This is a genomic window from Cutibacterium sp. KBN10P07758 (assembly GCF_050286205.1).
Classification (GTDB): Bacteria; Actinomycetota; Actinomycetes; order Propionibacteriales; family Propionibacteriaceae; genus Cutibacterium; species Cutibacterium acnes.
This window is the reverse complement of sequence record NZ_JBNNQV010000001.1, coordinates 840,191-864,001: the sequence shown is the minus strand read 5'-3', so window position 1 is coordinate 864,001 and position 23,811 is coordinate 840,191. Positions and strand designations below refer to the sequence as shown.

Annotated in this window: 24 protein-coding genes; 10 read left to right on the top strand and 14 right to left on the bottom strand. The window is 59.7% G+C overall.

All coding sequences use genetic code 11. The annotated features are described in order from the left end of the window. The first annotated feature begins 31 nt into the window (after window positions 1-31). Together ACOYO3_RS04270 and ACOYO3_RS04265 are read left to right on the top strand one after the other, a co-directional pair. Complete coding sequence (locus tag ACOYO3_RS04270) at window positions 32-1,192, top strand: Mrp/NBP35 family ATP-binding protein (RefSeq protein ID WP_002518252.1); 1,161 nt, start codon at window positions 32-34, stop codon at window positions 1,190-1,192. Between the two features lie 148 nt (window positions 1,193-1,340). Beyond that, window positions 1,341-2,822 carry a glycoside hydrolase family 5 protein gene (locus tag ACOYO3_RS04265; protein ID WP_002519184.1) on the top strand — a complete coding sequence of 494 codons (1,482 nt, stop codon included), beginning with the start codon at window positions 1,341-1,343 and terminating at the stop codon, window positions 2,820-2,822. 152 nt (window positions 2,823-2,974) lie between these two features. On the opposite strand, the gene ACOYO3_RS04260 is transcribed toward ACOYO3_RS04265, so the two are convergent. Then, the gene (locus tag ACOYO3_RS04260; RefSeq protein WP_002515145.1) at window positions 2,975-3,388 is read right to left on the bottom strand and encodes a sec-independent translocase; all 414 of its coding nucleotides are present in this window, start codon (window positions 3,386-3,388) and stop codon (window positions 2,975-2,977) included. A 50-nt stretch (window positions 3,389-3,438) separates the two neighbouring features. After that, window positions 3,439-4,320, bottom strand: a complete 882-nt coding sequence (gene dapA / locus ACOYO3_RS04255) for a 4-hydroxy-tetrahydrodipicolinate synthase (RefSeq protein WP_002514058.1) — start codon at window positions 4,318-4,320, stop codon at window positions 3,439-3,441. 69 nt (window positions 4,321-4,389) lie between these two features. On the opposite strand from dapA, the gene ACOYO3_RS04250 reads away from it, so the two are divergent. After that, window positions 4,390-5,043, top strand: coding sequence for an O-methyltransferase (locus tag ACOYO3_RS04250; RefSeq protein ID WP_002514059.1), 654 nt, complete (start codon window positions 4,390-4,392; stop codon window positions 5,041-5,043). A gap of 82 nt (window positions 5,044-5,125) precedes the next feature. Here the strand turns inward: ACOYO3_RS04250 and glgC are convergent, their stop codons facing one another. Next, the gene (gene glgC, locus ACOYO3_RS04245) at window positions 5,126-6,352 is read right to left on the bottom strand and encodes a glucose-1-phosphate adenylyltransferase (RefSeq protein ID WP_002515129.1); all 1,227 of its coding nucleotides are present in this window, start codon (window positions 6,350-6,352) and stop codon (window positions 5,126-5,128) included. 143 nt (window positions 6,353-6,495) lie between these two features. Between glgC and glgA the strand changes: the two genes are divergently transcribed. Beyond that, window positions 6,496-7,680, top strand: coding sequence for a glycogen synthase (glgA, locus tag ACOYO3_RS04240; RefSeq protein ID WP_427305780.1), 1,185 nt, complete (start codon window positions 6,496-6,498; stop codon window positions 7,678-7,680). A gap of 63 nt (window positions 7,681-7,743) precedes the next feature. On the opposite strand, the gene ACOYO3_RS04235 is transcribed toward glgA, so the two are convergent. From ACOYO3_RS04235 to dapE, 3 genes are read right to left on the bottom strand one after another with little or no spacing between them, the layout of a single operon-like run. Next, window positions 7,744-7,911: a DUF3117 domain-containing protein gene (locus tag ACOYO3_RS04235; protein WP_002514062.1), complete on the bottom strand. Its 168-nt coding sequence runs from the start codon at window positions 7,909-7,911 to the stop codon at window positions 7,744-7,746. Between the two features lie 40 nt (window positions 7,912-7,951). Then, window positions 7,952-8,257: a DivIVA domain-containing protein gene (locus ACOYO3_RS04230; protein WP_002520341.1), complete on the bottom strand. Its 306-nt coding sequence runs from the start codon at window positions 8,255-8,257 to the stop codon at window positions 7,952-7,954. 44 nt (window positions 8,258-8,301) lie between these two features. After that, a complete protein-coding gene (gene dapE / locus ACOYO3_RS04225) occupies window positions 8,302-9,381 on the bottom strand; it encodes a succinyl-diaminopimelate desuccinylase (protein ID WP_002525091.1) in 1,080 nt (359 codons plus the stop codon). A gap of 123 nt (window positions 9,382-9,504) precedes the next feature. On the opposite strand from dapE, the gene ACOYO3_RS04220 reads away from it, so the two are divergent. Beyond that, the gene (locus ACOYO3_RS04220; RefSeq protein ID WP_002518106.1) at window positions 9,505-10,113 is read left to right on the top strand and encodes a TetR/AcrR family transcriptional regulator; all 609 of its coding nucleotides are present in this window, start codon (window positions 9,505-9,507) and stop codon (window positions 10,111-10,113) included. Window positions 10,114-10,125: 12 nt separating this feature from the next. Here the strand turns inward: ACOYO3_RS04220 and ACOYO3_RS04215 are convergent, their stop codons facing one another. The 3 genes from ACOYO3_RS04215 to ACOYO3_RS04205 all read right to left on the bottom strand — a co-directional run bounded on the left by ACOYO3_RS04215 (window position 10,126) and on the right by ACOYO3_RS04205 (window position 13,752). Further along, entirely contained in the window at window positions 10,126-11,421 is a 1,296-nt protein-coding gene (locus ACOYO3_RS04215) for an MFS transporter (protein WP_002520338.1), read from the bottom strand. A 15-nt stretch (window positions 11,422-11,436) separates the two neighbouring features. After that, entirely contained in the window at window positions 11,437-12,498 is a 1,062-nt protein-coding gene (locus tag ACOYO3_RS04210; RefSeq protein WP_002518131.1) for a DMT family transporter, read from the bottom strand. Window positions 12,499-12,621: 123 nt separating this feature from the next. Then, window positions 12,622-13,752: a serine/threonine protein kinase gene (locus tag ACOYO3_RS04205; protein WP_002515213.1), complete on the bottom strand. Its 1,131-nt coding sequence runs from the start codon at window positions 13,750-13,752 to the stop codon at window positions 12,622-12,624. Here ACOYO3_RS04205 and ACOYO3_RS04200 point away from each other — a divergent pair. From ACOYO3_RS04200 to ACOYO3_RS04190, 3 genes are all read left to right on the top strand, one after another. Continuing rightward, window positions 13,742-14,038: a hypothetical protein gene (locus tag ACOYO3_RS04200; protein ID WP_002519188.1), complete on the top strand. Its 297-nt coding sequence runs from the start codon at window positions 13,742-13,744 to the stop codon at window positions 14,036-14,038. The genes ACOYO3_RS04205 and ACOYO3_RS04200 overlap by 11 nt on opposite strands. A 94-nt stretch (window positions 14,039-14,132) precedes the next feature. Then, a complete protein-coding gene (gene dapD / locus ACOYO3_RS04195) occupies window positions 14,133-15,095 on the top strand; it encodes a 2,3,4,5-tetrahydropyridine-2,6-dicarboxylate N-succinyltransferase (protein ID WP_002515195.1) in 963 nt (320 codons plus the stop codon). 1 nt (window position 15,096) lies between these two features. Beyond that, a complete protein-coding gene (locus ACOYO3_RS04190) occupies window positions 15,097-16,035 on the top strand; it encodes a hypothetical protein (RefSeq protein ID WP_002515118.1) in 939 nt (312 codons plus the stop codon). Here the strand turns inward: ACOYO3_RS04190 and dapC are convergent, their stop codons facing one another. The 4 genes from dapC to ACOYO3_RS04170 all read right to left on the bottom strand — a co-directional run bounded on the left by dapC (window position 16,036) and on the right by ACOYO3_RS04170 (window position 20,574). Beyond that, window positions 16,036-17,139 carry a succinyldiaminopimelate transaminase gene (gene dapC, locus ACOYO3_RS04185; protein ID WP_002518122.1) on the bottom strand — a complete coding sequence of 368 codons (1,104 nt, stop codon included), beginning with the start codon at window positions 17,137-17,139 and terminating at the stop codon, window positions 16,036-16,038. Next, the gene (fdxA, locus tag ACOYO3_RS04180; protein ID WP_002515134.1) at window positions 17,136-17,456 is read right to left on the bottom strand and encodes a ferredoxin; all 321 of its coding nucleotides are present in this window, start codon (window positions 17,454-17,456) and stop codon (window positions 17,136-17,138) included. The genes dapC and fdxA overlap by 4 nt, the downstream gene beginning before the upstream one ends. A gap of 145 nt (window positions 17,457-17,601) precedes the next feature. Beyond that, a complete protein-coding gene (locus ACOYO3_RS04175; RefSeq protein ID WP_002515155.1) occupies window positions 17,602-19,023 on the bottom strand; it encodes an NAD(P)(+) transhydrogenase (Re/Si-specific) subunit beta in 1,422 nt (473 codons plus the stop codon). Window positions 19,024-19,026: 3 nt separating this feature from the next. After that, on the bottom strand, window positions 19,027-20,574 hold the full coding sequence (locus ACOYO3_RS04170; protein WP_427305778.1) for a Re/Si-specific NAD(P)(+) transhydrogenase subunit alpha: 1,548 nt from the start codon (window positions 20,572-20,574) through the stop codon (window positions 19,027-19,029). Between the two features lie 363 nt (window positions 20,575-20,937). Here ACOYO3_RS04170 and ACOYO3_RS04165 point away from each other — a divergent pair, with 363 nt between their 5' ends. Together ACOYO3_RS04165 and ACOYO3_RS04160 are read left to right on the top strand one after the other, a co-directional pair. Further along, window positions 20,938-21,438 (top strand): GNAT family N-acetyltransferase, encoded by a 501-nt coding sequence (locus tag ACOYO3_RS04165; protein ID WP_002515156.1) that lies wholly within the window; start codon window positions 20,938-20,940, stop codon window positions 21,436-21,438. 89 nt (window positions 21,439-21,527) lie between these two features. Continuing rightward, window positions 21,528-22,031, top strand: coding sequence for a phosphoribosyltransferase (locus ACOYO3_RS04160; RefSeq protein ID WP_002518094.1), 504 nt, complete (start codon window positions 21,528-21,530; stop codon window positions 22,029-22,031). Here ACOYO3_RS04160 and ACOYO3_RS04155 read toward each other — a convergent pair. Beyond that, window positions 22,022-23,752: a dihydroxyacetone kinase family protein gene (locus ACOYO3_RS04155; RefSeq protein ID WP_014172457.1), complete on the bottom strand. Its 1,731-nt coding sequence runs from the start codon at window positions 23,750-23,752 to the stop codon at window positions 22,022-22,024. The two genes, ACOYO3_RS04160 and ACOYO3_RS04155, sit on opposite strands and share 10 nt — an antisense overlap. Window positions 23,753-23,811: the final 59 nt, after the last annotated feature.

The window sequence follows — 23,811 nt, the reverse complement described above, 5'->3', positions numbered from 1 at the left end:
CATCGGGCCAACGGTGTGTAGACAAGTCAGCATGAGCACCGAGAACCCAGTGGTTAAGGCCATTGCCGATGCGTTGTCGCACGTCAATGACCCCGAGATCAAACGCCCCATTACCGATCTCAACATGATTGATGAGATTACCGTCGACGAGCAGGGACGCGCTTTCGTCCGCATCCTGCTGACCGTCGCCGGGTGTCCCCTCAAGACCGAGCTACGTGAGCAGGCCACCGAGGCTGTGCGCAGCGTTGACGGGGTGACCAGTGTTTCCGTCGAACTCGGCACCATGACCGACGAACAGCGCGATGCTCTCAAAGTTCAGCTGCGCGGCGACGTCCCCGAACGCGTCATTCCCTTTGCCCAACCGGGGAACACCACCAAAGTCATCGCGGTTTCCTCGGGTAAAGGTGGCGTCGGCAAATCTTCTGTCACCGTCAACCTGGCCCTGGCCCTGGCTCAGCTCGGCCGCGAGGTTGGTCTACTGGACGCCGACATCTACGGCCACTCGGTGCCTGACATGCTCGGCCTAGGGGATGCCCACCCCACTCCTCTTGATGACATGCTGCTTCCGGTTCCTGGACTTGGCATTAAGTCGATCAGCATCGGCATGATGAAGCCCAACAAGTCCGACGTCATCGCTTGGCGCGGACCGATCCTCGACCGGGCACTCACTCAGCTGCTGGCCGACGTTCACTGGGGCGATCTTGACTACCTCCTCATCGATCTTCCGCCTGGCACCGGCGACATCGCCATGAGTCTGGGACAGAAGCTGCCCAACGCTGAGGTACTTGTCGTCACCACCCCGCAGCAGGCCGCATCCGAGGTGGCTGAGCGTGCCGGCACGATGGCTGGAATCATGCAGCAACGGGTGTTAGGCGTCGTGGAGAACATGTCATGGCTGGAAGTGACCGCGCCAAAGTCCCGCGAGACCTTCCGCGTCGAACTGTTCGGCACCGGTGGCGGTCAAAAGGCTGCCGACGCACTGTCAGAACGTCTGGGCACCACGATCCCGTTGCTCGGCCAGATCCCACTCGACGTCGAACTGCGCAGCGGCGGTGACGACGGCGACCCGATCGTCATCACCCACCCGGACTCGCCCGCAGCCGAGGCCATCACCGAACTCGCCAAGACCATTGACGCGCGCCCGCGTGGTCTGGTCGGCATAAATCTGGGGGTTCAACCCGTCAGTCACTGATTGAACGTACTCACGGGCCCGCTGGGGCGATCCTCGTGTGCTGTATCTTTAGGCCATGTATCACCATTCATGGCATTCCCCGGATGCACGACGCCGAGGCGTCACCCGGTGGGCGACCACCTTCATTGCTGCCCTTACTGCCGCCTGCATGGCACAGATGCCTGCACAGGCCTCGCCCCATACCAGCGACGCCGCTCCCCACATCGCAACGTCAAAGACCATCACCGACGCCGGCCCCATCGGGCAGTCCGGCCGTTGGTACACCGACGGTCAGGGTCGCGCTATCCTCACCGCCGGCGTCAACATGGTCTCTAAACGTCACCCATACAGTCCCGAAGCCGATGGATTCGATGACGCCGACGCTGCCTGGTTACAGAAGAACGGCTTCGATTCGGTGCGCCTGGGAGTCATATGGAAGGGGGTCGAGCCCAAGCCCGGAGAGTACGACGACGCCTACCTGGCCAGCATCACCCGCACAGTAAGAACACTTCGCGCTCACGGCATAATGACCCTCTTGGACGCTCACCAGGACATGTATAACGAGAAGTTCGAGGGTGAGGGAGCCCCCGACTGGGCCGTTCTCGACAAGGGAGCACCGAATCTGCTCAAGGTTGGCTTCCCCGCCAACCAGGTCTTCAACCTCGGACTCATCAAGGCTTACGACAGTTTCCTGGACAATGCCAAGGGCCCGGGCGGAGTGGGCTTGCAGGATCGTTACGCGGCCATGTGGAAGCACGTCGCACAGGTCGTCGGGCAGGAACCCGGCGTCATGGGATACGACATTATCAACGAGCCTTGGCCGGGACATCACTACCCCATCTGCTACGTTGCCTTCGGCTGGTGCGGCCGAGCGATGGTGTCCTTGGACACCTTGTACGAGAAAGTCGGCAGAGCCATCACCTCGGTCGACCCCGACGGCATCGTCACCTACGAGCCCTACTCAACGTGGAACATGGGGCTGGACAGCCGCCCAGCCCGCCCATCCTCACCGAAGGCTGCCATTTCTTGGCACGTCTACTGCCCCATGAACGCAATCTTCGGCTCCTACGTCGGGTGCAATCTCCCCGACACTCGCACCTTCCACAACGCCGACCAGGCAGCCCAGTTCAACAACTCAGCCTCCTTGCTCAGTGAATTCGGGGCCACCAAAGACCCCGGCACTCTCATGGGGGTCACATCCAAGGCTCGCGCCCATCTGGTCGGCTGGCTGTACTGGACGTACAACGGAAACTCCGACCCGACAACCCAGAATGCTGCAGACGAGGAGCTCGTCCGTCATATCAACCGTCCGGGACCTGTCACCGACGAACAAGTGGACCACACCAAGCTCGCCATTCTGGCGGTACCGCACCTGCGCGCCGCTGCGGGCACCCCGACCTCGACGACCTGGGACCAGTCCACCCGGACGTACCAGGCCACGTGGACGGCTAAACGTGTCGCCGGTGACGGTGACTTCGCGGCAGGATCCGTCTCCGAGATCGCCGTCCCGGCTATCCACTACCCCAATGGTTACAAGGTCGAGGTGAAGGGCGCCAAGGTCATTTCCAAAGCCGGAGACACACGCCTGCAGGTCAGCTCCACCGGAGAAGGCCCGGTAAGCGTCACCATCACCCCTGCCGGTCAGGCCTAAGCCACTTGTGGCACGAACAACCTATGCCAGACGCCCCTTGACAAGATGGCATGCAGCACTCGTGGCACAAGGGGCTCGAACGTGATGTGGTGGGCCACCCAATACCAGGTGGCCCACCACATCACAGATAGGTCATCATGTAAGGAATCACATTAGGTGGCCTCGAGGTCAAAGGGGACGGGAACGGCCTCGTCATGAACGACTGAGGAGGGTGCCGAAACGGGAGTTTCCGGAAGGCCCTCGGAGTTACGAATGTCAGCCAAGCCCAAGTCGAGGTCGGAGCGGACGTCGGACAAATCAGCCTTAATTTCGTCAATGTCGTCCTGCAAGCTATCCAGGACGTACTTGCGCACAAAATTCTGCGGCTTGAGGTCCTGGTAGTCCAGATCGGCGAACTGCGGACCCAGCTCGCTGCGAAGCTGATCGCGCGTGTTGTTCGCGATGTCCTTGAGGTAATGGTAAATGCGCGCCGCTTTGCGGGCCATCTCGGGCAGCTTGTCCGGCCCAAACATGAGCACAGCAATGACGATGAGTACCGCGATTTCCGCTGGACCTGCTGTGGACATGGCCTTTACCTTACCCCTGGCTTCGAGCTCCCAATGTCATGGCGAGGTTGTCACAGCTGAGTGCGATCCAACACACCGAAGAAAGTCTCAGCCTGCTCAGGAGTCGGCATCGTCTGAGGGGGACGCACCCTACCGACGGTAAACCCCTGGTGAGCCAGTCCCGCCTTAACCATGGTGGCCCCCTGAGCTGCAAAGACACCGGTAAGCACTGGCAGGATCTCCCGGTAGGTCGACAATGCCTCGTCAATTCGGCCGTCAACATATGCGTCGATGACCTCGTGCATGCGTCGACCGGTGAAATGGGTTGACGTGCCGACGAGGCCAACTCCACCCACTGACAGCAATGCCGGAGTGATGGCATCGTCACCGGAGTAGTAGGCCAGAGTGGTGCTGGCCATCACCGTCGCTGACTCAACCACAAGCCCCTTGGCGTCCTTGACGGCCACAATCCGTGCATGGTCGGCCAGTTCAATGAGGGTCTTCGTCTCAATCGGAGTACCGGTGCGTCCCGGAATGTCATAAAGCATGATCGGCAGGTCGGTGGCATCGGCAACAGCGGTGAAGTGCTCAATGATCCCAGCCTGTGAGGGCTTGGAGTAGTAGGGGGTGACGACAAGTAGACCGTCAGCTCCAGCCTCGGCAGCCTGGTGAGCCAGTTCGATGGTGTGAGCGGTGTCATTGGTTCCGACTCCGGCTACAACCGCAGCATCCGATCCGACAGCCTCGACGACAGCCTTAACGATCTCAGCCTTCTCAGAATCAGTCGTGGTCGGCGATTCCCCCGTCGTGCCGTTGACGACAATGCCGTCATTGTTTTGTTCCTCAACGAGCTTGTGCGCCAACTCGCCAGTCCGACGCAGGTCCACCGCCCCGTCGAACGTCATCGGAGTCACCATGGCCGTAAGCAGACGGCCAAAAACGGGAGCGGACATGCAAAACCTCCTTGTATAGCTGGTGCCCATGGTAGCCACGAGATGGCCTCAGCGGGATAGGCTGTTAGTGTGAGTCCAGCACAGCCCAGACATCAAGTCCCCGACGCCCGGTCGTGGGAGTACGCCGACGGCTTCGTCGCACCCTCCCCGGCTCTACAGGAGGCCCGCGAAGCAGCCCGCGCTGATCAGTGGGAAGTGCTCGGCAACGGCACCACCGCCTTGCTGACCTTCTTGGCGCGCACCATGCAGGCCGGGAGCGTCGTCACCATCGGCACTGACGCCGGAGTCTCAGGGCTGGCCCTCTTGGAGGGCATGACCGATCATGGTGTCTTGACCAGCATCGACCCCGACGCTGAGCGTCAGGCTGCTGCCCGTAAGGTTCTGAGCCTGGCCCGTATCCGCTCTAATCAGGTGCGCCTCATCACCGGGACTCCGCTGGATGTGCTACCTAAACTGCGTGATGGCGCCTACGACATAGTGCTCATCAATGGCGACCGACTTGAATACGTGGAATACGTCTCCCAGGCCCTACGCTTACTCCGCCCCGGAGGCGTTGTTGTCGTTAACGACGCGCTGGCCAACAACCACATCGCTGATCCGGATAATGAGGACGATGACACCCTCATCATCCGCGAAACCCTCGACTCGGTGCTAGAGACCGAAGAATTCACCCCGGTGCTGCTACCCGTTGGTGAAGGTTTGCTGTTGGCCACGAAAAGTTGAGCTTGCGCGTCTGACGCAAGACAAAACGAATCGGCTCCCCGAAAAATGGGGAGCCGATTCGTGCGTCCTGAAGATCGCTCAATCAATAGGGAACCGTGATTCCTTTACCGACCACCGTCACACCGCCTGGGGAGACGGTGAATCCACGAGCACGGTCGTGGTCGTGGTCGACACCCACTTGGGCACCGTCAGGAACAATGACATTCTTGTCGAGGATCGCACGGTGGACCGTCGCATTGGAACCAATCGCCACATTGTTCATGACGATTGACTCATCGACTCGAGCCCACCGTTCGATGCGAGCCCGCGGGCCTAACACCGTGCGATAGATGTCGGTGCCGGAAATGATGCACCCGGCAGAGACCAGGGTGTCGTCGCAGGACCCGCGCATCACGAACTTGGCACCGGGGGCCTGTTCCTGCATGGTCCAGATGGGCCAGTCCGGGTTGTACAGGTTGAACTCCGGCTCGACCGAGACCAGATCCATGTGCGCGTCGTGGTAAGCATCAATGGTGCCCACGTCCCGCCAGTAGTCGGCATCCTTCTCAGTGTTGCCAGGAACCTCGTTGTCACGAAAGTCGTACACCTGCGCGTCAGCGGCGTTGACGAATCTCGGAATAACGTCGCCACCCATGTCGTGCCGCGAGTCGGCGCTGTGGGCGTCGTCGTGGAGGGCCTGGACCAGGGCCTCGCGGCTGAAGATGTAGTTACCCATCGAGGCGAAAGACTCGTCCGAAGCGTCCGGCAGACCAGGCGGATCAGCCGGTTTTTCGAGGAACTCGGTGATCTTATGGTTCTGGTCAGCATCAATAATTCCGAAGGCAGAAGCGTCTTTGCGAGGCACTCGGATACCGGCGACGGTGCATCCCAGCCCGGAGTCGATGTGATACTGCAACATGGCGTCGACATCCATCCGATAAATGTTGTCGGCGCCAAAGACCACAACGTAGTCGGGACTCTGGTCATTGATGAGGTTGAGGGACTGGTAGATGGCGTCAGCACTTCCCTGGTACCACCGCGGCCCAAGACGCTGCTGGGCCGGGACCGGGGTCACATAGGAGCCCAGCATGGTCGACATCCGCCAGGTGATGGAGATGTGACGGTCAAGTGAGTGAGACTTGTACTGGGTCAGCACAGCGATCTGAGTGAGCCCTGAATTCGCCAGATTGGACAGCACAAAGTCGATAAGACGGTAGGTACCACCAAAGGGAACGGCTGGTTTGGCCCGGTCCATCGTGAGAGGCATAAGGCGTTTGCCTTCGCCGCCAGCGAGGACGATGGATAGAACCTTGGGACGCGTCTTTGCCATGGTCCTCAATCTACCGTCACCGAACACCCATGCAGGCAATCATCACAAGGTCAGCTGCACAATGTCGACGAGAGTTTTCAGTCTGTTGACCGCACCGCAACGCTACTACCCCACCGAGGCCGTCTTTGTGGGACGATCAAGCCATGTACGTGTCCGTCCTGACCCGCGAATATCCTCCTACCATCTATGGCGGCGCCGGCGTCCACGTCGCGCAACTCGTCCCCCAGCTTCGCACCCTCATCGACGTCGATGTGCAGTGCATGGGACAGCCGCGTGAAGGAGCCACCGCCCACGCTGAGAACTATCCGGAAGGTGCCAACGGCGCGCTGCGGGCCTTCGGCGCAGACCTGTCCATGGTCGATGCCATCCCTGACGAGGTCGACCTCGTCCATTCCCACACGTGGTATACCAATCTCGCTGGTTTGCTCGCCGGTGTTTTCCACGACGTCCCGCACGTCATCAGCGCTCACTCATTGGAGCCCGACCGTCCCTGGAAGGCAGAGCAGCTCGGTGGCGGTTACAGACTGTCATCCTGGGCAGAAAAGACCGCCTACGACGCCGCAGACGCCGTAATCGCGGTCTCTGAAGGCATGAGGGCCGACGTACTGCGGGCCTATCCCGAATTAGATCCTGACAAGGTGCATGTGGTGCGCAATGGGGTCAACACGGACGAGTTCCATCCCGTCACCGAGACCGATGTGTGCCGTGACATCGGGATGGACCCTGACCGACCTTCGGTGGTCTTCGTCGGGCGCATTACACGACAGAAAGGATTGGTCCACTTGGTGCATGCCGCTACTGAGCTTGATCCTGAGACCCAGCTCGTTTTGCTGGCCGGCGCCCCGGATACCCCACAGATTGGAGAGGAGTTCAAAGCCGCCCTCGAGGAGGTTCGTTCCAGCCGCCGAGCGCCGGTTATCTGGGTGCCGGAGATGCTCCCCCGCTCGTCGGTACGCCAGGTGTTCTCTGCCGCTACAGTCTTTGCCTGCCCTTCGGTCTATGAGCCACTGGGCATTGTCAACCTGGAGGCTATGGCCTGCGCTACGCCGGTAGTGGCATCTCGAGTTGGCGGTATACCGGAGGTTGTCGTCGACGGATCGACCGGGCATCTCGTCGACGGGGTCCCAACCGACTTGTCGACCCCAGAAGATGTCGCGACCTTCGAGTCCGCCTTCGCAGCCGCTATCAACGACCTCACTCGAAACATGGAACGCGCCAAAGCTTTCGGAACCGCTGGTCGTCAGCGTTGCATTGACGAATTCTCCTGGCCTCGAATCGCTGCGCAAACCGTCGAGGTCTACCAGACGGCAATCAAGCGTCACGGCTGACGGTTCACTTTGTACGATCGTGCCCGGCTTCTTCGAGCCGGGCACGATCGTTAGTCATCTGCGTCAGCCGACGACGTCCTTGAAACACGCGAGCAGTTCCTGGGCTTCGTCTGCGTTGAGTTCAACAACCAGCCGACCGCCACCTTCGACTGGAACGCGCATGATGATGCCACGGCCCTCCTTCGTGACCTCCATGGGACCGTCACCGGTACGGGGCTTCATAGCTGCCATGTCACTCTTCCTCAATCACTGGGCAGTGGTGCATCTTCCATTATTCCGTATCCGGGCCCGTGGCGTCAGGGATGGGCCTACCCGTAGTCGTGAGATCGGGTCCTTGGCCGGTCTCCATCTGGGAAGCCAGACGGTCGAGGAGCTGATCCACCTGACTCATTGAGTAGCCCCGTGGCACCACTGCGAAGCGAACTGAGCGCAGGCTCTCAGCACTCAAATCGCCCTCGGGAAGATCCGGGGCCGGACGGTCATCTACGATTGGCGGGACCTGTCCAAACTTCCCAGACCCCGCCATGACGGCGAGCCCGATGACGATGATGACGACAACAACAAGTAACCATGCCATGTCAGACCCCTCAACGAAAGAATTGGACGACAACCTCGGTTAGGTCATCGCGACGCTAACCACGTGTGCAGCGCCCGGTAGCACTCATCCAGTGAGCCAAGACGACAACACTCATCCACCTGATGAGCGCACAGCGCATTCCCCGGCCCGAAGTTAACAGCCGGTATTCCGAGTTGCCCGAAACGGGCAACGTCGGTCCACCCGTACTTAGGACCCGGTTCCCCGCCCACCGCAGCAACGAAAGACTTCGCCAACGGACGATCGAGCCCTGGTCTGGCGGGAGCCGACAGGTCAAGAACGTTCATCGGCCACTCATGGAAGAGATCCTCCATGTACTGCCGAGCCTGTTCGGTCGTCTTGTCGGGGGCGAACCGATAATTAATCTGAATAGTAGCGGTGGGGGGAATAACGTTACCGGCCACACCGGCGTCGAGCATCGTCGCATTGAGGCCCTCACGGAAGGTCAGCCCGTCAACCTCAACAAACGGGTCCCGTTCTTGCCAGCGGTTGAGACGCTCCAAAACGGCGGACAGATCATGGATCGCATTGTGCCCGACCCACGAACGAGCTGAATGGGCCGCCCGCCCCGGCACCTCAAGGGTGAAACGCATGGTTCCCTGACAACCACCCTCCACCCGGCCATCGGTGGGTTCCATGAGGATGGCGAAGTCACCGTCGATGAGGTCAGGGCGCCAAGAGGCAATCTTCTCCAGACCGTTGTGCTCGGCCGCGATCTCCTCACACTCATAGAACGCCCAAGTGACATCCCTCACCGGATTCTCAAGGCTCACAGCCAAGGCGAGCGCGACGGCGATACCGCCCTTCATGTCGCACGTGCCCCTACCCACGAGGTAATCCCCGTCCGACCGCTGCTCAATATAGGACGGCAAGTTCTCGACGACCGGAACGGTGTCGAGGTGACCAGCAATGACGACCCGTTCCGAACGCCCAAGGTGAGTACGGGCAATGACAGAGTTACCGAGTCTCGTCACCTCAAGATGCCGATGTGGTGCCAACGTCTCCTCCACAGCATCGGCAATAGGCGCCTCGTGCATGGACACCGACTCGATGTCGACGAGTCGACGAAAGAGCTCGTGCAGGTCGCCCGTCGGCTTCAAGTCCATGCCGGACACCCTACCAGGGTTGCCACGGACCAGTCCGAGGAAAACGTGCGAAAGACGACCCTGAGATTGCTATGGTGAACGCACTTGACACATTACGCATTGCGGCATAGCGAGGTGACAAAATTGGTTCAACGAATGACGGCAAAAGGCCATCACCGACGTCAAAAACTCATCCGATCAGCAGCATCATTGTTGAACAGTGGTGGCCCTAGCGCCGTCACCATGAGAGCTGCAGCACGCATGGCAGATCTCTCACCCTCCTCTACCGTGTATTACTTTGATGACCACGAAGAACTCCTGGCTGAAGCCGCCAAACTCAATATTCGAGCGTGGGCTCACATCGCTGAAACGATTGCGGACGAGGCTGAAAACCATCGCCCCAAAACCGGGGTGGATGACGTGATCGAATACCTGATTCGAGCAATGATCACACGCCCAGCTCCTCTTCTCGGACATTACCTCGAGCTCATCTCAGCAGGAGACAACGAAACCATCTCCAACGCCTACCACGCCGGACGCGGCCGGCTGAACAATGCCATATCACGCATTCTCGCCGTCGCTAACCTCCCCTACCCAGCAGAGCTCGTGATCGCCGTCATCGACGGCGGAATCGTCACAGCGCTGTCTGAGGGACGCGATCCCCATGCAACCGTCGAAGTCCTTCTTCGCCAGCTGATCAGCCTGCCGACACACAAAGCCCCGATGTCACAAGCCCCGCCCACAACGGACTGAGACGGAGTCCCCCTAGACGACCTCACTGAGGTCACGCCCCGTGTGCTCATGCGAAGCGACCATGGCGCACAGGGACAGGAGCGAGACTGCTGTCAGGTACCACGCGGGTGCCAAACGTGAACCAGTCACCCCGATAACCCAAGTACAAACGGCAGACGCTGTACCTCCAAACACGGCATTCGCCAGATTCTGACTCACCGCGAAACCGGTGTATCGAAGTTCCGTCGGGAACGACTCGGCCAAATAACTCGCCATCGTGCCATCATTGGCAGTGAGGAAAAGACACAACACTCCCTCTGCAAGGCATGCCTTCCACAGCTGTCCAGTTCCCATGACGATGAACAGAGGAACCGAAAAAAGGACGAAGCCCACACTGGCCACAACCAGCATGCGCTTTCGCCCTACATGATCAGAGAGCCAACCCATCACGAAGATTGCCAGCAGGTAGAACAAGAGGCTGATATTCACCGAGAGGAAGGACGCTCGAGAACTGAAACCTAGTTCATTCGACAGATATGTCGGCAGGTAAGTGAGGACGAGATAGAACCCCACCGCATTAAGCGATGCGACTCCGATGCTCACCAATAAAGATCGCTGGTGCTCACGCAAAAGTGTCTTCAATGGCCCAAGCCCCACGGCGGCTCCCGTTTCGCTCTCGCTGAGCTCCTGATACACCGGGGAATCCTCGAGCTCGAGCCACACGTGGCGAGCCAACAGACCCAGTGGTCCGGCCGCCAGAAAAGGCAACCGCCATCCCCACGTTCCCACCGCCCCTTGCGGCAAACAGCCTGCGATCATCGCAGCGCTCAGGGATCCCATGAGCAGACCCGCCGCCGTCGAAGCTGGGACGATGGACACGTAGCATCCGCGGCGGCAGGCGGGTGCATATTCGGCCAAGAACGTGGCCGCCCCTGCATACTCCCCGGATGCGGAGAAACCTTGAACCATCCGACACACGAGCAGGCCGATGGGCGCGAACGCCCCTGCCACGGCGAAAGAAGGCAAACAACCGATAAGGAAGGATGCGACGGCCATCATGAGGATGGAGACTGAAAGGGACCATCTGCGACCGTATTTGTCCCCCCAGCACCCCCAGAGCACCGCTCCAATCGGGCGGAGTAGGAAGGACAGGGCGAATATGGCGAATGTCTGAACAAGAGCGTCCCTACTTGTTCCTTGGGGGAAGAACACTCTGGAGATTATCACTGCCAAATATGAATACGTGGCATAGTCGAACCACTCCACGAAGTTCCCTAGAAACGAGGCAACAATGACCTTCCTGACGACCCTCGAGCGGTCCTCCGACATCAACACAGCCCCATTTCAACCGCAGTCAGGGACACTTCGCTCGTCCTTCGGCAGGTGATCACGACCGAACAGCTCAAAGACAACAGGACCCGCTCCTCCTAGCACGATCAGGGCCCCACCAATCGAGCTGGTTAAGGTAAGCGACTCGCCCCACACAAGCCACCCTAGCAGGAGTGCGATGACACACTCCCAGTACGCGGTCGTGGAGAGCTCCACGGCTTTCAAGTTCTTTCCCGCCACGACCAACAAACCAATAGCCCCCAGGCCACATACCGCAAATAAGACAATCGCCCACAACCAATTTCTTCCGGTCATAACAGCAACTGGATTAGTTTGGTCTAAGAACACAATCCTCAGTGCCAACACCACCGATGCACCTACTGTACCGAAAACGAAATTCCAGAATCCTCGTATTTCTGAGGGAACGTCACCTCTGTAGCGATAGAAAAATAGTGCCAGGCCATAAAAAACACCCGAACCCAATCCAAACAAATCTCCAAGCGGTTTTCGAGGAAGACCTTCTACAGCGCCGAATTGCAGCCCGAAAGATACCACAGAGCCACCGCCCAGCTGCACCAAACCGACCGTAAGAAGCATGCCCGTGAACACCAGCATGAAGAAAATACCGTTCCGAAGACCCACTCTCTCCTTCAGAAAGATCCTTGCGAGAATCGTCGCGAAGAGCGGACCGGTATAAATGAGGAATACCGCGTTAGCGATCGTCGTCATGAGGGTGGCTGAAACATACAAGGCCAACGATGTGCCTATCGCTAGTCCGCCTCCGACGATGGCCGGTGAGATCCGGATACGGCGAAGCTCAGACCATTTTCCAAGTATGACGATGATAAGCAGAAATCCCAGGACCCCGACCATCATCCTACCAGTGGCCAAAAAATCACCGATGATGTACTTACTGCCCGTCGTGGGATCCACAGGAGTGCTGAGACGCCCGAAAGTACCCACCAGCCCCATACCCGTTGCAGAAAGAAGCATGGACACGAATCCCACTTTCTGGTTCATCGTACCGACGCCTGGAACTTCCTGTTTGACGTTGATGATGCCCGGCTCCATGTCCATGACATGCTCCTTTTTGCTAGGCGTGATACTGCCATATCAGGCTCGGCGGCCCGGTAACGGACAACGCAAGTTCCGTACCGAGCCACCGAGATCCGTCAGTCATGACATGACCACGGGGTTTTCTCACACCAAGGTCGGGTCGTCGACCTGATTCGGGAAATAGTCCTCACAGGTACCTTCGCGATATACATCAGCCGTGGCGCAGTGGAGACCTCCACCGAATGGGTACGCGTCACGGAAGGCGACCGGGATGACGTTCATACCCAGCTTGTCCATCTGCTCCATCTGATGAACTTCCGAAGCCTCGCAGATGACCGTCTTCGGATCAAGTACCAAGCAGTTCATTGATAGCCACACAGACGAGTAGCACAATTCTGGAGGCGTGTCGTGCGCCGGCTGAGCAGCATCAACGATCTGCCAGTCATTGGCCTCGAAGATCTTCCTCTGCTCCTGCGGCAGTGGACGATTCGGGTTGTTGATGATGAGCCCCGGACGAAGCGGCACAAAGGTCGCGTCGATATGGATCGGGTACGGATCCCCAGGGAAATTCACCGCGTGAACGCGGAAATCGGGGTAGTAACGCTTAAACCACTCCATTGACTTCCGGTTCGTCGTCAGACCGTGCTGGATGAAGAGATCCTTACCCATCCGCATGACATCGGCCGCATCCCACATGGGCTCGACCTCCGTCGTGACGAAATCCTTGGCCGCAGTGCGCTCAAGACGCTCTTCGAGCGAAACCCGCTCGTCATAGTAGTTGTGCTTGTAGCTCTTATCGGTGAGACGCGGGCGTGGAGCCTGTGTCCACTTGAATTCCGGATCATCCTCAAAATAGGAGTTCATGAGAGGCCAGTAGGCCAAGTATTCGAAATACCGACAGCGGAACGAATTAGCTGAGGCCATGATTTCGCTGCCAATAGTAAGCAGGATGTCCCGAGGAGGCATGCACGTCATCATCGAGTCGTTACGGAAATCGGGGGTGCCAATGGCCTGATTCCACTGGAGCGGAGTCGGACGATCGACCTGGACTCCGTGCTTCTCGAGAACATCGACAAGATTGTCGAGCTGTGCATTCGCCTTCTCAACCGTCTCGAGCGGACGCGGCCCCCACATCCCTCGCATGGCAGAATCCACCGGAACCTTCTCGGAAGTCGCCGGCTCCTCTGGCGGAATGACGGAGTTATCCGCACGTCCGACGATAACTCGTTTCAGCGGATCCCAGTCGTTCCATGAATTAACAATCTTGGTCATCATTGATCCTTTCCTTGTTTTCCCATTGGCCGGCGCCACCATCTCGAAGGCGCACGCACCGCTATCCTTGTCGAGTCACTTGTGCATCCCGCAAAACTCATCGAGACCACATGGGCCACTCACCGATGAAACAGCAGGGTCGCCGGCGTCTGCGCTCGTCGCCGCCGGGGACACTTCAGTAAATCGGGCACGCACCGACCAGCCACAATCAGAAACTGCGGACTGCTGCGTGTTCATCGATCTCCCCTGCCTCACCGTTGAGGAACCATCACGACGTTTTCAACAATAGCGCAAAGTAATACATGTGTACAAGACCTTCACACAGCTTTCTTAGTTCCGTTTCTCCTCACCGTCTTGTCGGCGCTGCTGGTTAGACTCAGTGCATGACGCAGACGACGACTTCGCAGACCGCCTCGGCCGACCGCCGAGCCTGGGGATGGGGCTTGGCCACCGTCCATGAGGACGGGGGCGTGCTGGATACCTGGTACCCTGAGCCTCAGCTGGGCTGCCCCGACGACTCTTCCGCCCCTGCTGATCTGCACCGAGTAACCGAAGCTGGTCGTGACGCTATCCGCAATGTGCACACTGAGGTGGTGCACACTGTCATCGATCTCGACGCCGCGCCGGTCGACGTTTCCGACGCATATTTGCGCCTGCACCTTCTGTCGTCCCGCTTAGCTATTCCCCGCACCATCAACCTCGATGGCATCTTCGGCGTACTCCCAAACAATGCCTGGACGACGATCGGCCCGATCCGCATGGCCGATCTCGAAAAGGCCCGCATGGAGGCACGCATTGCCCATGCCCCCTTCACCGTTCTTCTGATCGACAAATTCCCGCGCATGGTTGACTTTGTCGTCCCCACTGGTGTGCGCATTGGTGACGCCGACCGAGTCCGCCTGGGGGCTCACCTAGCCGTGGGAACCACCGTCATGCACGAAGGGTTCGTCAACTTCAACGCCGGTACGCTAGGCCACTCGATGGTCGAAGGACGCATCAGCCAGGGTGTCATTGTGGGCGACGGCACCGATATCGGCGGCGGAGCCTCCATCATGGGGACCCTCTCAGGTGGCGGCAAAGAGCGGGTGACAATTGGTCGCGGCTGCCTGCTTGGTGCTGAGGCCGGAATCGGCATTTCCCTGGGTGACAACTGCGTCGTCGAGGCTGGCCTCTACGTCACTGCAGGCACCAAAGTAACTCTGCCTAACGGCAAGGTTGTCAAGGCCTCTGAGCTCTCCGGCGCCAGCGACATCCTCTACATTCGTGATTCAACGACGGGGATCGTCAAGGCGCGCGGCCGCGGTAACCACAAGATCGAACTCAACTCGGATTTGCATCAGAACTGACATGACGAAGCCCTCTCCCCGCCGGACCCGCCCTGCGGCTACGCGACAACGACGTAAACGTCGGTCTGCCAACCCTGTGAGGTCGATTGCCGCCCTCATGGTGGTACTGACGATCCTGGCCGGGCTGGGCTGGGGAGGCTACAAAGTATGGAAGGCCGTCGACCCCTTCGCCACGACGGAGCCTGAGGGTTGCCGAGTGGTGGTCTTAGGCCAGTCCTACGACCTCGATTTAGAGCAATCCCAGAACGCCGCCATCATCACTGCCGAGTCAATCCGCCGTGGCCTTCCGACCCGTGCGGCCGCCATCGCTCTGACAACGGCTATGCAGGAATCAAAGCTACGCAATATTGACTACGGGGATCGCGACTCCCTCGGGTTATTCCAACAGCGTCCCTCCCAGGGGTGGGGAACCGCCAAGCAGATCATGGATCCGTGGTATTCGTCGGGAAAGTTCTACGGGGAACTGGTGAAGTTCAGCAACTGGAAGACCGTCAGTATCAATGACGCCGCCCAGCAAGTACAGCGATCCGGATATCCCGAGGCCTACCGCAAACATGAGCCGCTAGCGAAGGCATGGGCTTCAGCACTCACGGGTCATTCTCCCTCAGCATTGACCTGCATCAATAGATCCTCCAAGACGACAACCGTTCAGGAACTCGCCCGCACGGCACGTAGGGCACTTGCACCGAAGGTCGCCACCCAAGTAACTGGCCCAACGGTGACATTTACCGCTACTGACCCGGTACTTGTGCGCGCGGCAGTGGCGTTGACGATGGCAAGCACGAGCCTGGGGCCAATCGACCGCGCGACGGTCGCAACGACGAGCTGGAGAGCAGACTCCGAGCATTACGCCTCATGGGGCGCGGCCGCCGGTCCCTCAGCGAGCCCAGCTGCCAGCGGGACGGGCTGGGTCTCCGGCACCGTCACCGCTCGGAGCTAGTCAAGGCTGTATCCGCTGGGCGGCGGCATTAATCCTCTCGTCGGTAGCCGTCAGTCCGATACGGACATGGTCGGAACCACCGGCAACGTAAAAATCACCGGGAGAACAGAGAATTCCCAGATCGGCTAGTCGATCCAGAGTAACCCGGCAGTCCTCGTCGTGAGTCGCCCACAGGTACAGCGACCCTTCGGAATGGTCGATACGGAAGCCGGCCTTCTCCAAAGCTGGCTTCAGGACATTGCGACGTAGCCGGTACCGCTTCACTTGCTCAAGCACATGGGAGCGATCTGCCAGGGCAGCCTGCATAGCAGCTACCACCGGGGCTGGAATCATGAGTCCCGAGTGCTTACGCACGGTGAGTAGCTCACTGGTCAACTCAGCATCCCCAACGGCAAACCCCGCGCGGTAGCCGGCCATATTCGATCGCTTGGACATCGACAGGCAGGCCAGTAAGCCGGTGACGTCACCGCTGTTGACTCTCTCGTCTAGGACCGAAACCGACTCCCCTTCCCAGACAAACTCGCCATAGCACTCGTCGGAGGCCAGCACAGCCCCCGTGCTGCGCGCCAGATCCACCCATGCTTTCATCTCGTCAAGGTCGAGGACGCGACCTGACGGGTTGGCCGGGGAATTAATCCAGATAAGGTCAGGTGCGACATCGACCTCGTCAGGCTCATTAACGGCAACAATCTTGGCCCCAGCAAGCTGAGCACCAACCCGGTAGGTCGGATAGGCGCACGCTGGTATGACGATGGTCGAATCCGGCCCCAGTCCAAGCTGGCCAGGCAGGGAGGCCACCAACTCTTTGGTCCCGATAACTGGCAGAACGCTAGTCTCCTCAAGGCTGGCGGGCGCACCCCAGACCTGTTTCATGTGATCCAGGATTCCGGCTCGCAGGGCAGGAGTCCCCCACACCTGCGGGTAACCGTGAGCGTCACCAGCCGCCGTAAGCGCCGCGATGGCAACGCCCGGGGCGGGATCGACCGGCGTACCCATCGACAAATCGACGATGCCGTCGGGATGGGACTGAGCCTTACGCCTGGCCTCGGCGATGGTATCCCAAGGAAAGGTAGGCAGGCTGGCAGAGACGTTACGGCGACTCATTCGCCCTGTGGGGGCAGGGTTTCGACGGCCGGGTGGTCCTTGTGGGTCGGGCCAAGCCGCGCAGCACCGCCCGGGGATCCCAGCTCGTTAAAGAACTCGGCGTTGATGTCAAGGAACTTCTCCTGGTCGCCGGGCAGGTCATCCTCGTAGTAGATAGCCTCGACGGGGCACACGGGCTCACAGGCACCGCAATCAACGCACTCCTCAGGGTGAATATAAAGGCTACGCTCACCCTCGTAAATGCAGTCGACAGGGCACTCTTCGACGCAAGCACGATCCTTGACGTCCACGCAGGGCAGACCGATGACGTAGGTCACGTCTTCTCCTTGTTCCGGCCCTAACAAGGGGCCTGATAGACATTCACGGTTATCATAGTGCCGCCTCGCGACACTCACCCCCAGCATGCAACGATGCCCACGACCGTCAGTCAGTCGCGGGCATCGAAAACAGGTTGCGGCGCCGTCAAAGAGCAGCTACCAGAGCGTCAACGCTTGCCTTCGCATCACCGAAGAGCATCCGGGTGTTATCGGCGAAGAACAACGGGTTCTCCACACCGGCATATCCGGGCTTCATGGAGCGCTTGAAAACAACCACCTCATGGCCTTCCCAGACGTGGAGCACTGGCATACCCGAAATCGGGGTACCAGGATCCATAGCGGCAGGGTTAACGGTGTCGTTGGCGCCAATGACCAGGACAACGTCAGCGTCGGCGAAGTCGTCATTGATCTCGTCCATCTCCATGACGATGTCGTAGGGGACGTGGGCTTCGGCGAGCAACACATTCATGTGACCGGGCAGACGGCCGGCTACCGGATGGATCGCGAACTTAACGTCCACACCATTGTCGCGCAGCTTCTTAGCCAATTCGGCGACTGGGTACTGGGCCTGAGCCACGGCCATGCCGTATCCGGGAGCAATAATGACCGAGGACGCTTCAGACAGCTGGGAAGCCAACTCGTCAGCCTTGATCTCAGTGATCTCCCCCGCAGGACCCTCACCCTCAACCGCCGGGGCATCGCCAAAACCACCGAGGATGACCGACACGAAAGAGCGGTTCATAGCCTTGCACATGATGTAGGACAGGATGGCGCCGGAGAAGCCGACGAGGGCACCGGTGACGATAAGCACCGGGATGTGCAAACTAAATCCGGAGAAGGCAGCTGCCCAACCGGAGTAGCTGTTCAGCATCGAAATGACGACTGGCATATCCGCGCCACCGATAGCGGCGACGAGGTGGAAGCCGAGGAACAGCGAGGCCAGAGTCAGTAGCGCCAGCGGCAGCCACGCAATACCACCAGAAACATTGGAGAACCAGATACCGCAGGCGATGATAACGACCAGCAGACCAAGGTTGATCCAATTACGACCTGGCAGGGTCAGTGGCTTTGAAGCGACTTTGCCCGAGAGCTTGCCCCAGGCCACCAGCGATCCCGTGAAGGTAAGAGCGCCAATGAAGATGCCAATCCAGATCTCGGAAAGCTGGAAGGTGCTGGCACCGGTTCCCTCCTCAGCGAACGCGTTGAACCCGATAAGTACAGCGGCCAGACCGACGAAGGAGTGCAGCTGAGCGATGAGCTCAGGCATTCCGGTCATCTCGACCTTAACGGCCTTCCACACGCCGAAAGCGCCGCCAATAAGCATCGGGATGAAGAGCAAAACGATGGATACCGGCGAGTATCCCGGCAACTTCACCAGAGCGACGATCGTCGCGACAATCGCGATGACCATGCCGAGAATGCCATAGGCATTACCCTTCTTAGAAGTCTCAAATTTAGACAGACCGGCCAGGGCAAAGATGAACAGTAGGCCTGCGACGATGAAGGATGCGTTGACGAAATTCACCAACGACCCGGCCAACGGGGCAATAAGAAGTGTTGACGTCATGGATCAGGCCTTCCTGAACATCTTGAGCATGCGCTGGGTGACCGTGAAGCCGCCAAAGATGTTGATACTGGCAATAAGCACAGTCAACGCGGCGACAATCCGGATACCCCACGATTCACTGCCGAGTTGGGTGATCGCACCAACGATGATGATGCCGCTGATAGCGTTCGTGACACTCATAAGCGGGGTGTGGAGTGCGTGGGTGACGTTCCACACCACGTAGTAGCCAACGACGACCGCGATGGCGAAGGTGCCAAACAAGGCTACGAATTCCATCGGGGAGAAGGTCAACAGGGCAATCAGCGCGATCGACAGCACTGCGACGATGCCGAAGGTCTGCGGCCACGGGCGCGGCTTTTTCTCCGGGGTGGCCGGAGCACTGGCAATCTCGGCTTTGGCGACAGGCTTGGGCGCGGCAGCGACCTGTACCGGAGGTGGAGGGAAAGCCACCTGACCTTCGTGGCACACCGTCATAGTGCGGATGACCTCGTCGTCAAAGTTAAGGACGAGCTCGCCGTTCTTTTCCGGGGTGGCCAGTTTAAGCAAATTGACGAGGTTGGTGCCGTAAAGCTGGCTGGCCTGACCAGGCAGGCGAGACGGCAGATCAGTGTAACCAATAATCTTCACACCGTTATCGGTGACATAGGACTCACCGGGGCGAGTCAACTCGCAGTTGCCACCCCCTAGGGCAGCAAGGTCAACGATGACGCTGCCAGGCTTCATCGCGTAGACCATCTCGGCAGTGATGAGTTTGGGGGACGGCTTGCCAGGGATAGCAGCCGTGGTGATGATGACATCGTCCTTGCCAGCCTGTTCCATGTACAACTCGGCGGCGCGGGCGTTGTAGTCGTCGCTCGTCTCTTTGGCGTAGCCGTCAGAACTGACGCCTTGGTCAGAATCTCCGGTTCGCACGTGTAGGAAGGTGGCGCCCATCGACTGCACCTGCTCAGCGGTCTCGGGGCGGACATCGGTGGCGTAAACCTCGGCACCCATCGAATTGGCGGCGCCCAGTGCAGCCAAACCGGCGACGCCAGTACCGATGACGAAGACTTTGGCCGGCGGAACCTTGCCTGCCGCAGTGACCTGGCCACCGAAGGTGCGTCCGTAGGCGAATGCCGCCTCGACGACGGCGCGGTAACCGGAGATATTGGCCATCGAAGACAGTGCGTCCATCGACTGGGCGCGCGAAATGCGCGGGACCATATCCATGCTGAGACCGGTGACGCCAGCTGCGGCCAGCTTCTCGGTAAGGGCGAGGTCCTGGCGGGGATGGAGAAAGGTGACGAGGACGGCTCCTGCGCGCATGAGGGAGATCTGGTCGTCGGTGGGTTCGTTGACGGCCAGTACGAGGTCAGCCTTCCACGCCTCCCCCGGTTCGACAATCCTTGCTCCGGCCTCTTCATACGCGCGGTCAGGCTGAGCAGCATGCTCGCCAGCTCCGGCCTCGACGACCACCTCGTAGCCGAGTTTGAGTAGGGCGGGAACAGTCGTCGGAGTCGCGGCGACCCGATTCTCACCTGGGAGTAACTCCCGTGGGATTCCGATGATCATGATGGTGACTTTACGGCCAAACGTCCTTACCCACGACACCGGGGTTGCACGTTTCCCCAGATTGGGGGCTATGTGGAGTGAAAAATGGCGCACCCCACTTGCAGTAACCCACCGCATCTTCGAAGGAAATCAGCTGCTCGGATGAGGCCCCTTGAGGTCAGAAGCCGGGTCCAAGGCTGCGGCTGGGCAAGGGGCTGACCCCACTGGTCCTGAGACGGTTCTGGGAATCCGGGTTATCCATAACCAGTGGTATCAGACATCGCCCCTACAGTGAGCAGGCCACAGCGGTGACCGCCCGAGGCGAGTGTTCCACTAGGCAGATACCCGCCGTAGTCCCCTACTTGGTCACTATAGTTACCGTCCATGGACGTCAACATCCGCACCATGGAGGAGCGCGATCTTCCTGCCGCAAGCCGCATCTACAACCAGAGCGCCGTAGCAACCACCTACTCTTACACAGTGGTCAACACCAACGTCGAGGACCGTCTGTCCTGGTGGCGCGAACTGATAGCCGATAGCAGACCACTCCTGGTAGCAGAGGTCGACGGAACAATGGCGGGATACGCCAATTACCACCGTTTCCGCGAGGGTGGCGGGTACGACGTCACAGCGGAGGTGACGATCTGGCTCGATCCCCAGGCGCGAGGACAAGGGGTGGGACGCAAACTCATGACCGAGCTCATCCGCCGCGCCCGTGCAGATGATCGCCTGCGCAACCTCCTGTCGGTGATCGATTCGGACAATGAGCGCAGCATCAGTTTCCACTCGGCGATGGGCTTCGTCGAAGTCGGGCGACTGCCGCACATCGCGTACAAACTAGGCAACTGGCGTACTGCAGTGCTCATGCAATTAACTCTTGATTGATCGTTGTCGGTCACGTCGCCACCGACCAGGCCCGCCACCGGTCCCACACCGCAAGGCGATGTCGGCTGCGGCATCGCTAAGGTTGCTCTATGACCGCGTACCATGCTGACGCCAGTGACCTCGAAGGCAAAGAGATCCTCACCTGGGAGACCTTCGGTGACGCCGCCGAAGAATTAGCTGCCCAGATTCATCATTCGGGGTTCGATCCCGAGATCCTCATCGCCGTGGCACGCGGCGGCATGATCCCTGGCGGAGCCCTCACGTATTCCCTCGGGGTCAAACTCACCGACGCCATCAATGTCGAGTTCTACACCGACGTCCAGGAAACCCTCCCCGATCCCGTTCTGTTGGCCCCGATGCTTGACACCGAATCCATCAGGAACAAGCGAATTCTGATCGTCGACGACGTTGTTGATTCCGGTCGCACCCTGGCCCTGGTACTCGAGTTGCTGCGCGGCTTCGAAGCCGACGTCCGCTCGGCGGTGCTCTATGCCAAGCCCACGACCGTCATCAACCCGGACTTCGTGTGGAAAGCCACGGACAAGTGGATCGTGTTTCCCTGGAGCGCGAAACCTCCGGTCGGTCAACGTTGAGCGCGAAACCTCCCGTTGCTCAACGCTGACTTCGACAGCACGGATCCGACTGCGACGACCACCTCGTGGAAGGACACTGCTCCCGGATCAGGCGTTCCCAGCGACTTGTCCCCCAGCGGGCGCGCCCGACCGACCGTGGCTGTCACCTCGGAGGTCGCCTGAGCTGCCATGTCGGCAGCATGACAGGCTGATTCCCAAGCCTGCGGCAGCGGATCAGACGAGGACTCGAGGGTCGTGACGAAGGGGTCCATGGCATCAACCATCGTTTTATCGCCGACGCTAGCCCCTCCCAGCCGGATAACAGCGTCGAGGGCTGCTCGAGCCGCCCGAGGGATGGTGTCCTCGCCTGCCGGGTCCTCGTCACCAAGTACCGCTCCGATGGCGGTCAGCACTGCTCCCCATAACGCACCTGAGGTCCCTCCAGCATGCTCAGACCATGCTGAGCCGGCCGCATTGAGAGTCGTTGCCGCAGCGGCACCGTCCCCGCTCACCCGTCGTGCCTCAGCAAGGGCAGCCCGGGACCCACGTGCCATGCCAATACCGTGGTCACCGTCGCCAGCCACAGAATCGAGACGGCCCAACTCGCTACTGCGTTCCGACAACCTCGTCGCCACCACTTCCAGAGCTTCGACGATAACGCCCGCAAGACTCCCGGAAGCTCGAGATCCCGGGTTAGCAACCATGACCCGCTCAACCTCCTGGGGCAGCGGCGTGGTATCAAAATCCACCTGACCGACAGTTCCGCGTCGGTACGCGGGAGTGTCGCATGCTGCCAACCACAACGGCTCGATGACGTCGTCGAGCCACACCAGAGTCAGGGAGACTCCGGCCATGTCGAGGCTGGTGACAAATTCTCCCACCTGCGGATCGACAATTGCCAGGCCAGCTTTCTCAAGATGACGGCTGATGTCATTCCACAGTACGAAGAGCTCCTCGTATTTAGTACTGCCCAGCCCGTTAACGATCGGCACCACTCGAGTCCCAGGATTCTCGGGCCGGTCAGCCAGCAATCTGTTAACGAGCATGGCAGCCACCTCGTCTGCGGTGCCCAAGGTCTCATCGTGAATGCCGGGCTCACCGTGGATCCCCATGCCCACGCCCATCTGGCCTGCCTCGACTCGGAATAGAGGCTCGTCGGCTCCCGGCAAAGTGCAGCCTGCAAAGGCCACTCCGAGGGACCGAGTGCGATCGTTAACCCGGTCAAATATCGCGACGACCTCGTCAATGTCCCGGCCCTCCTCACAGGCCGCCGCTGTGACCTTGAAGACCGGCAGGTCGCCAGCAATTCCCCGACGCTTGAGATGGTCCGGCGCCGAAGCAATGTCGTCAGTAACGAGCAGGCAACGCGCGTCGATCCCCTCGCTACGAAGCCGCTCTGCTGCTTGCCCAAAGTGCAGGACGTCCCCGGCGTAGTTGCCGAATCCAATGAGGAGCCCGGCGCCACGATCAGCGGCTTTGCACACTGCATAAGCCTGGGAGGCCGAGGGAGAGGAGAAGATGTTCCCGCACACAGCACCATCAGCGAAGCCAGGACCGACCCAACCTGCAAAGGCCGGGTAATGTCCCGATCCCCCACCGACGACGAGGGCAACCTTGCGATCGGTACGGGCGGCGCGAACAACTCCCCCGAATACCGGCCTCAGATGGTTCGGGAAAGCGCTGACAAGCCCCGCGACCGCCTGAGATGGGAAATTATCGGGATTATTCACAAGTCGGGTCATATCTGGGTCTCCTGTCATCATCGTCGATGGTGTTTTCCCCATGTCACATGGTAATTGGC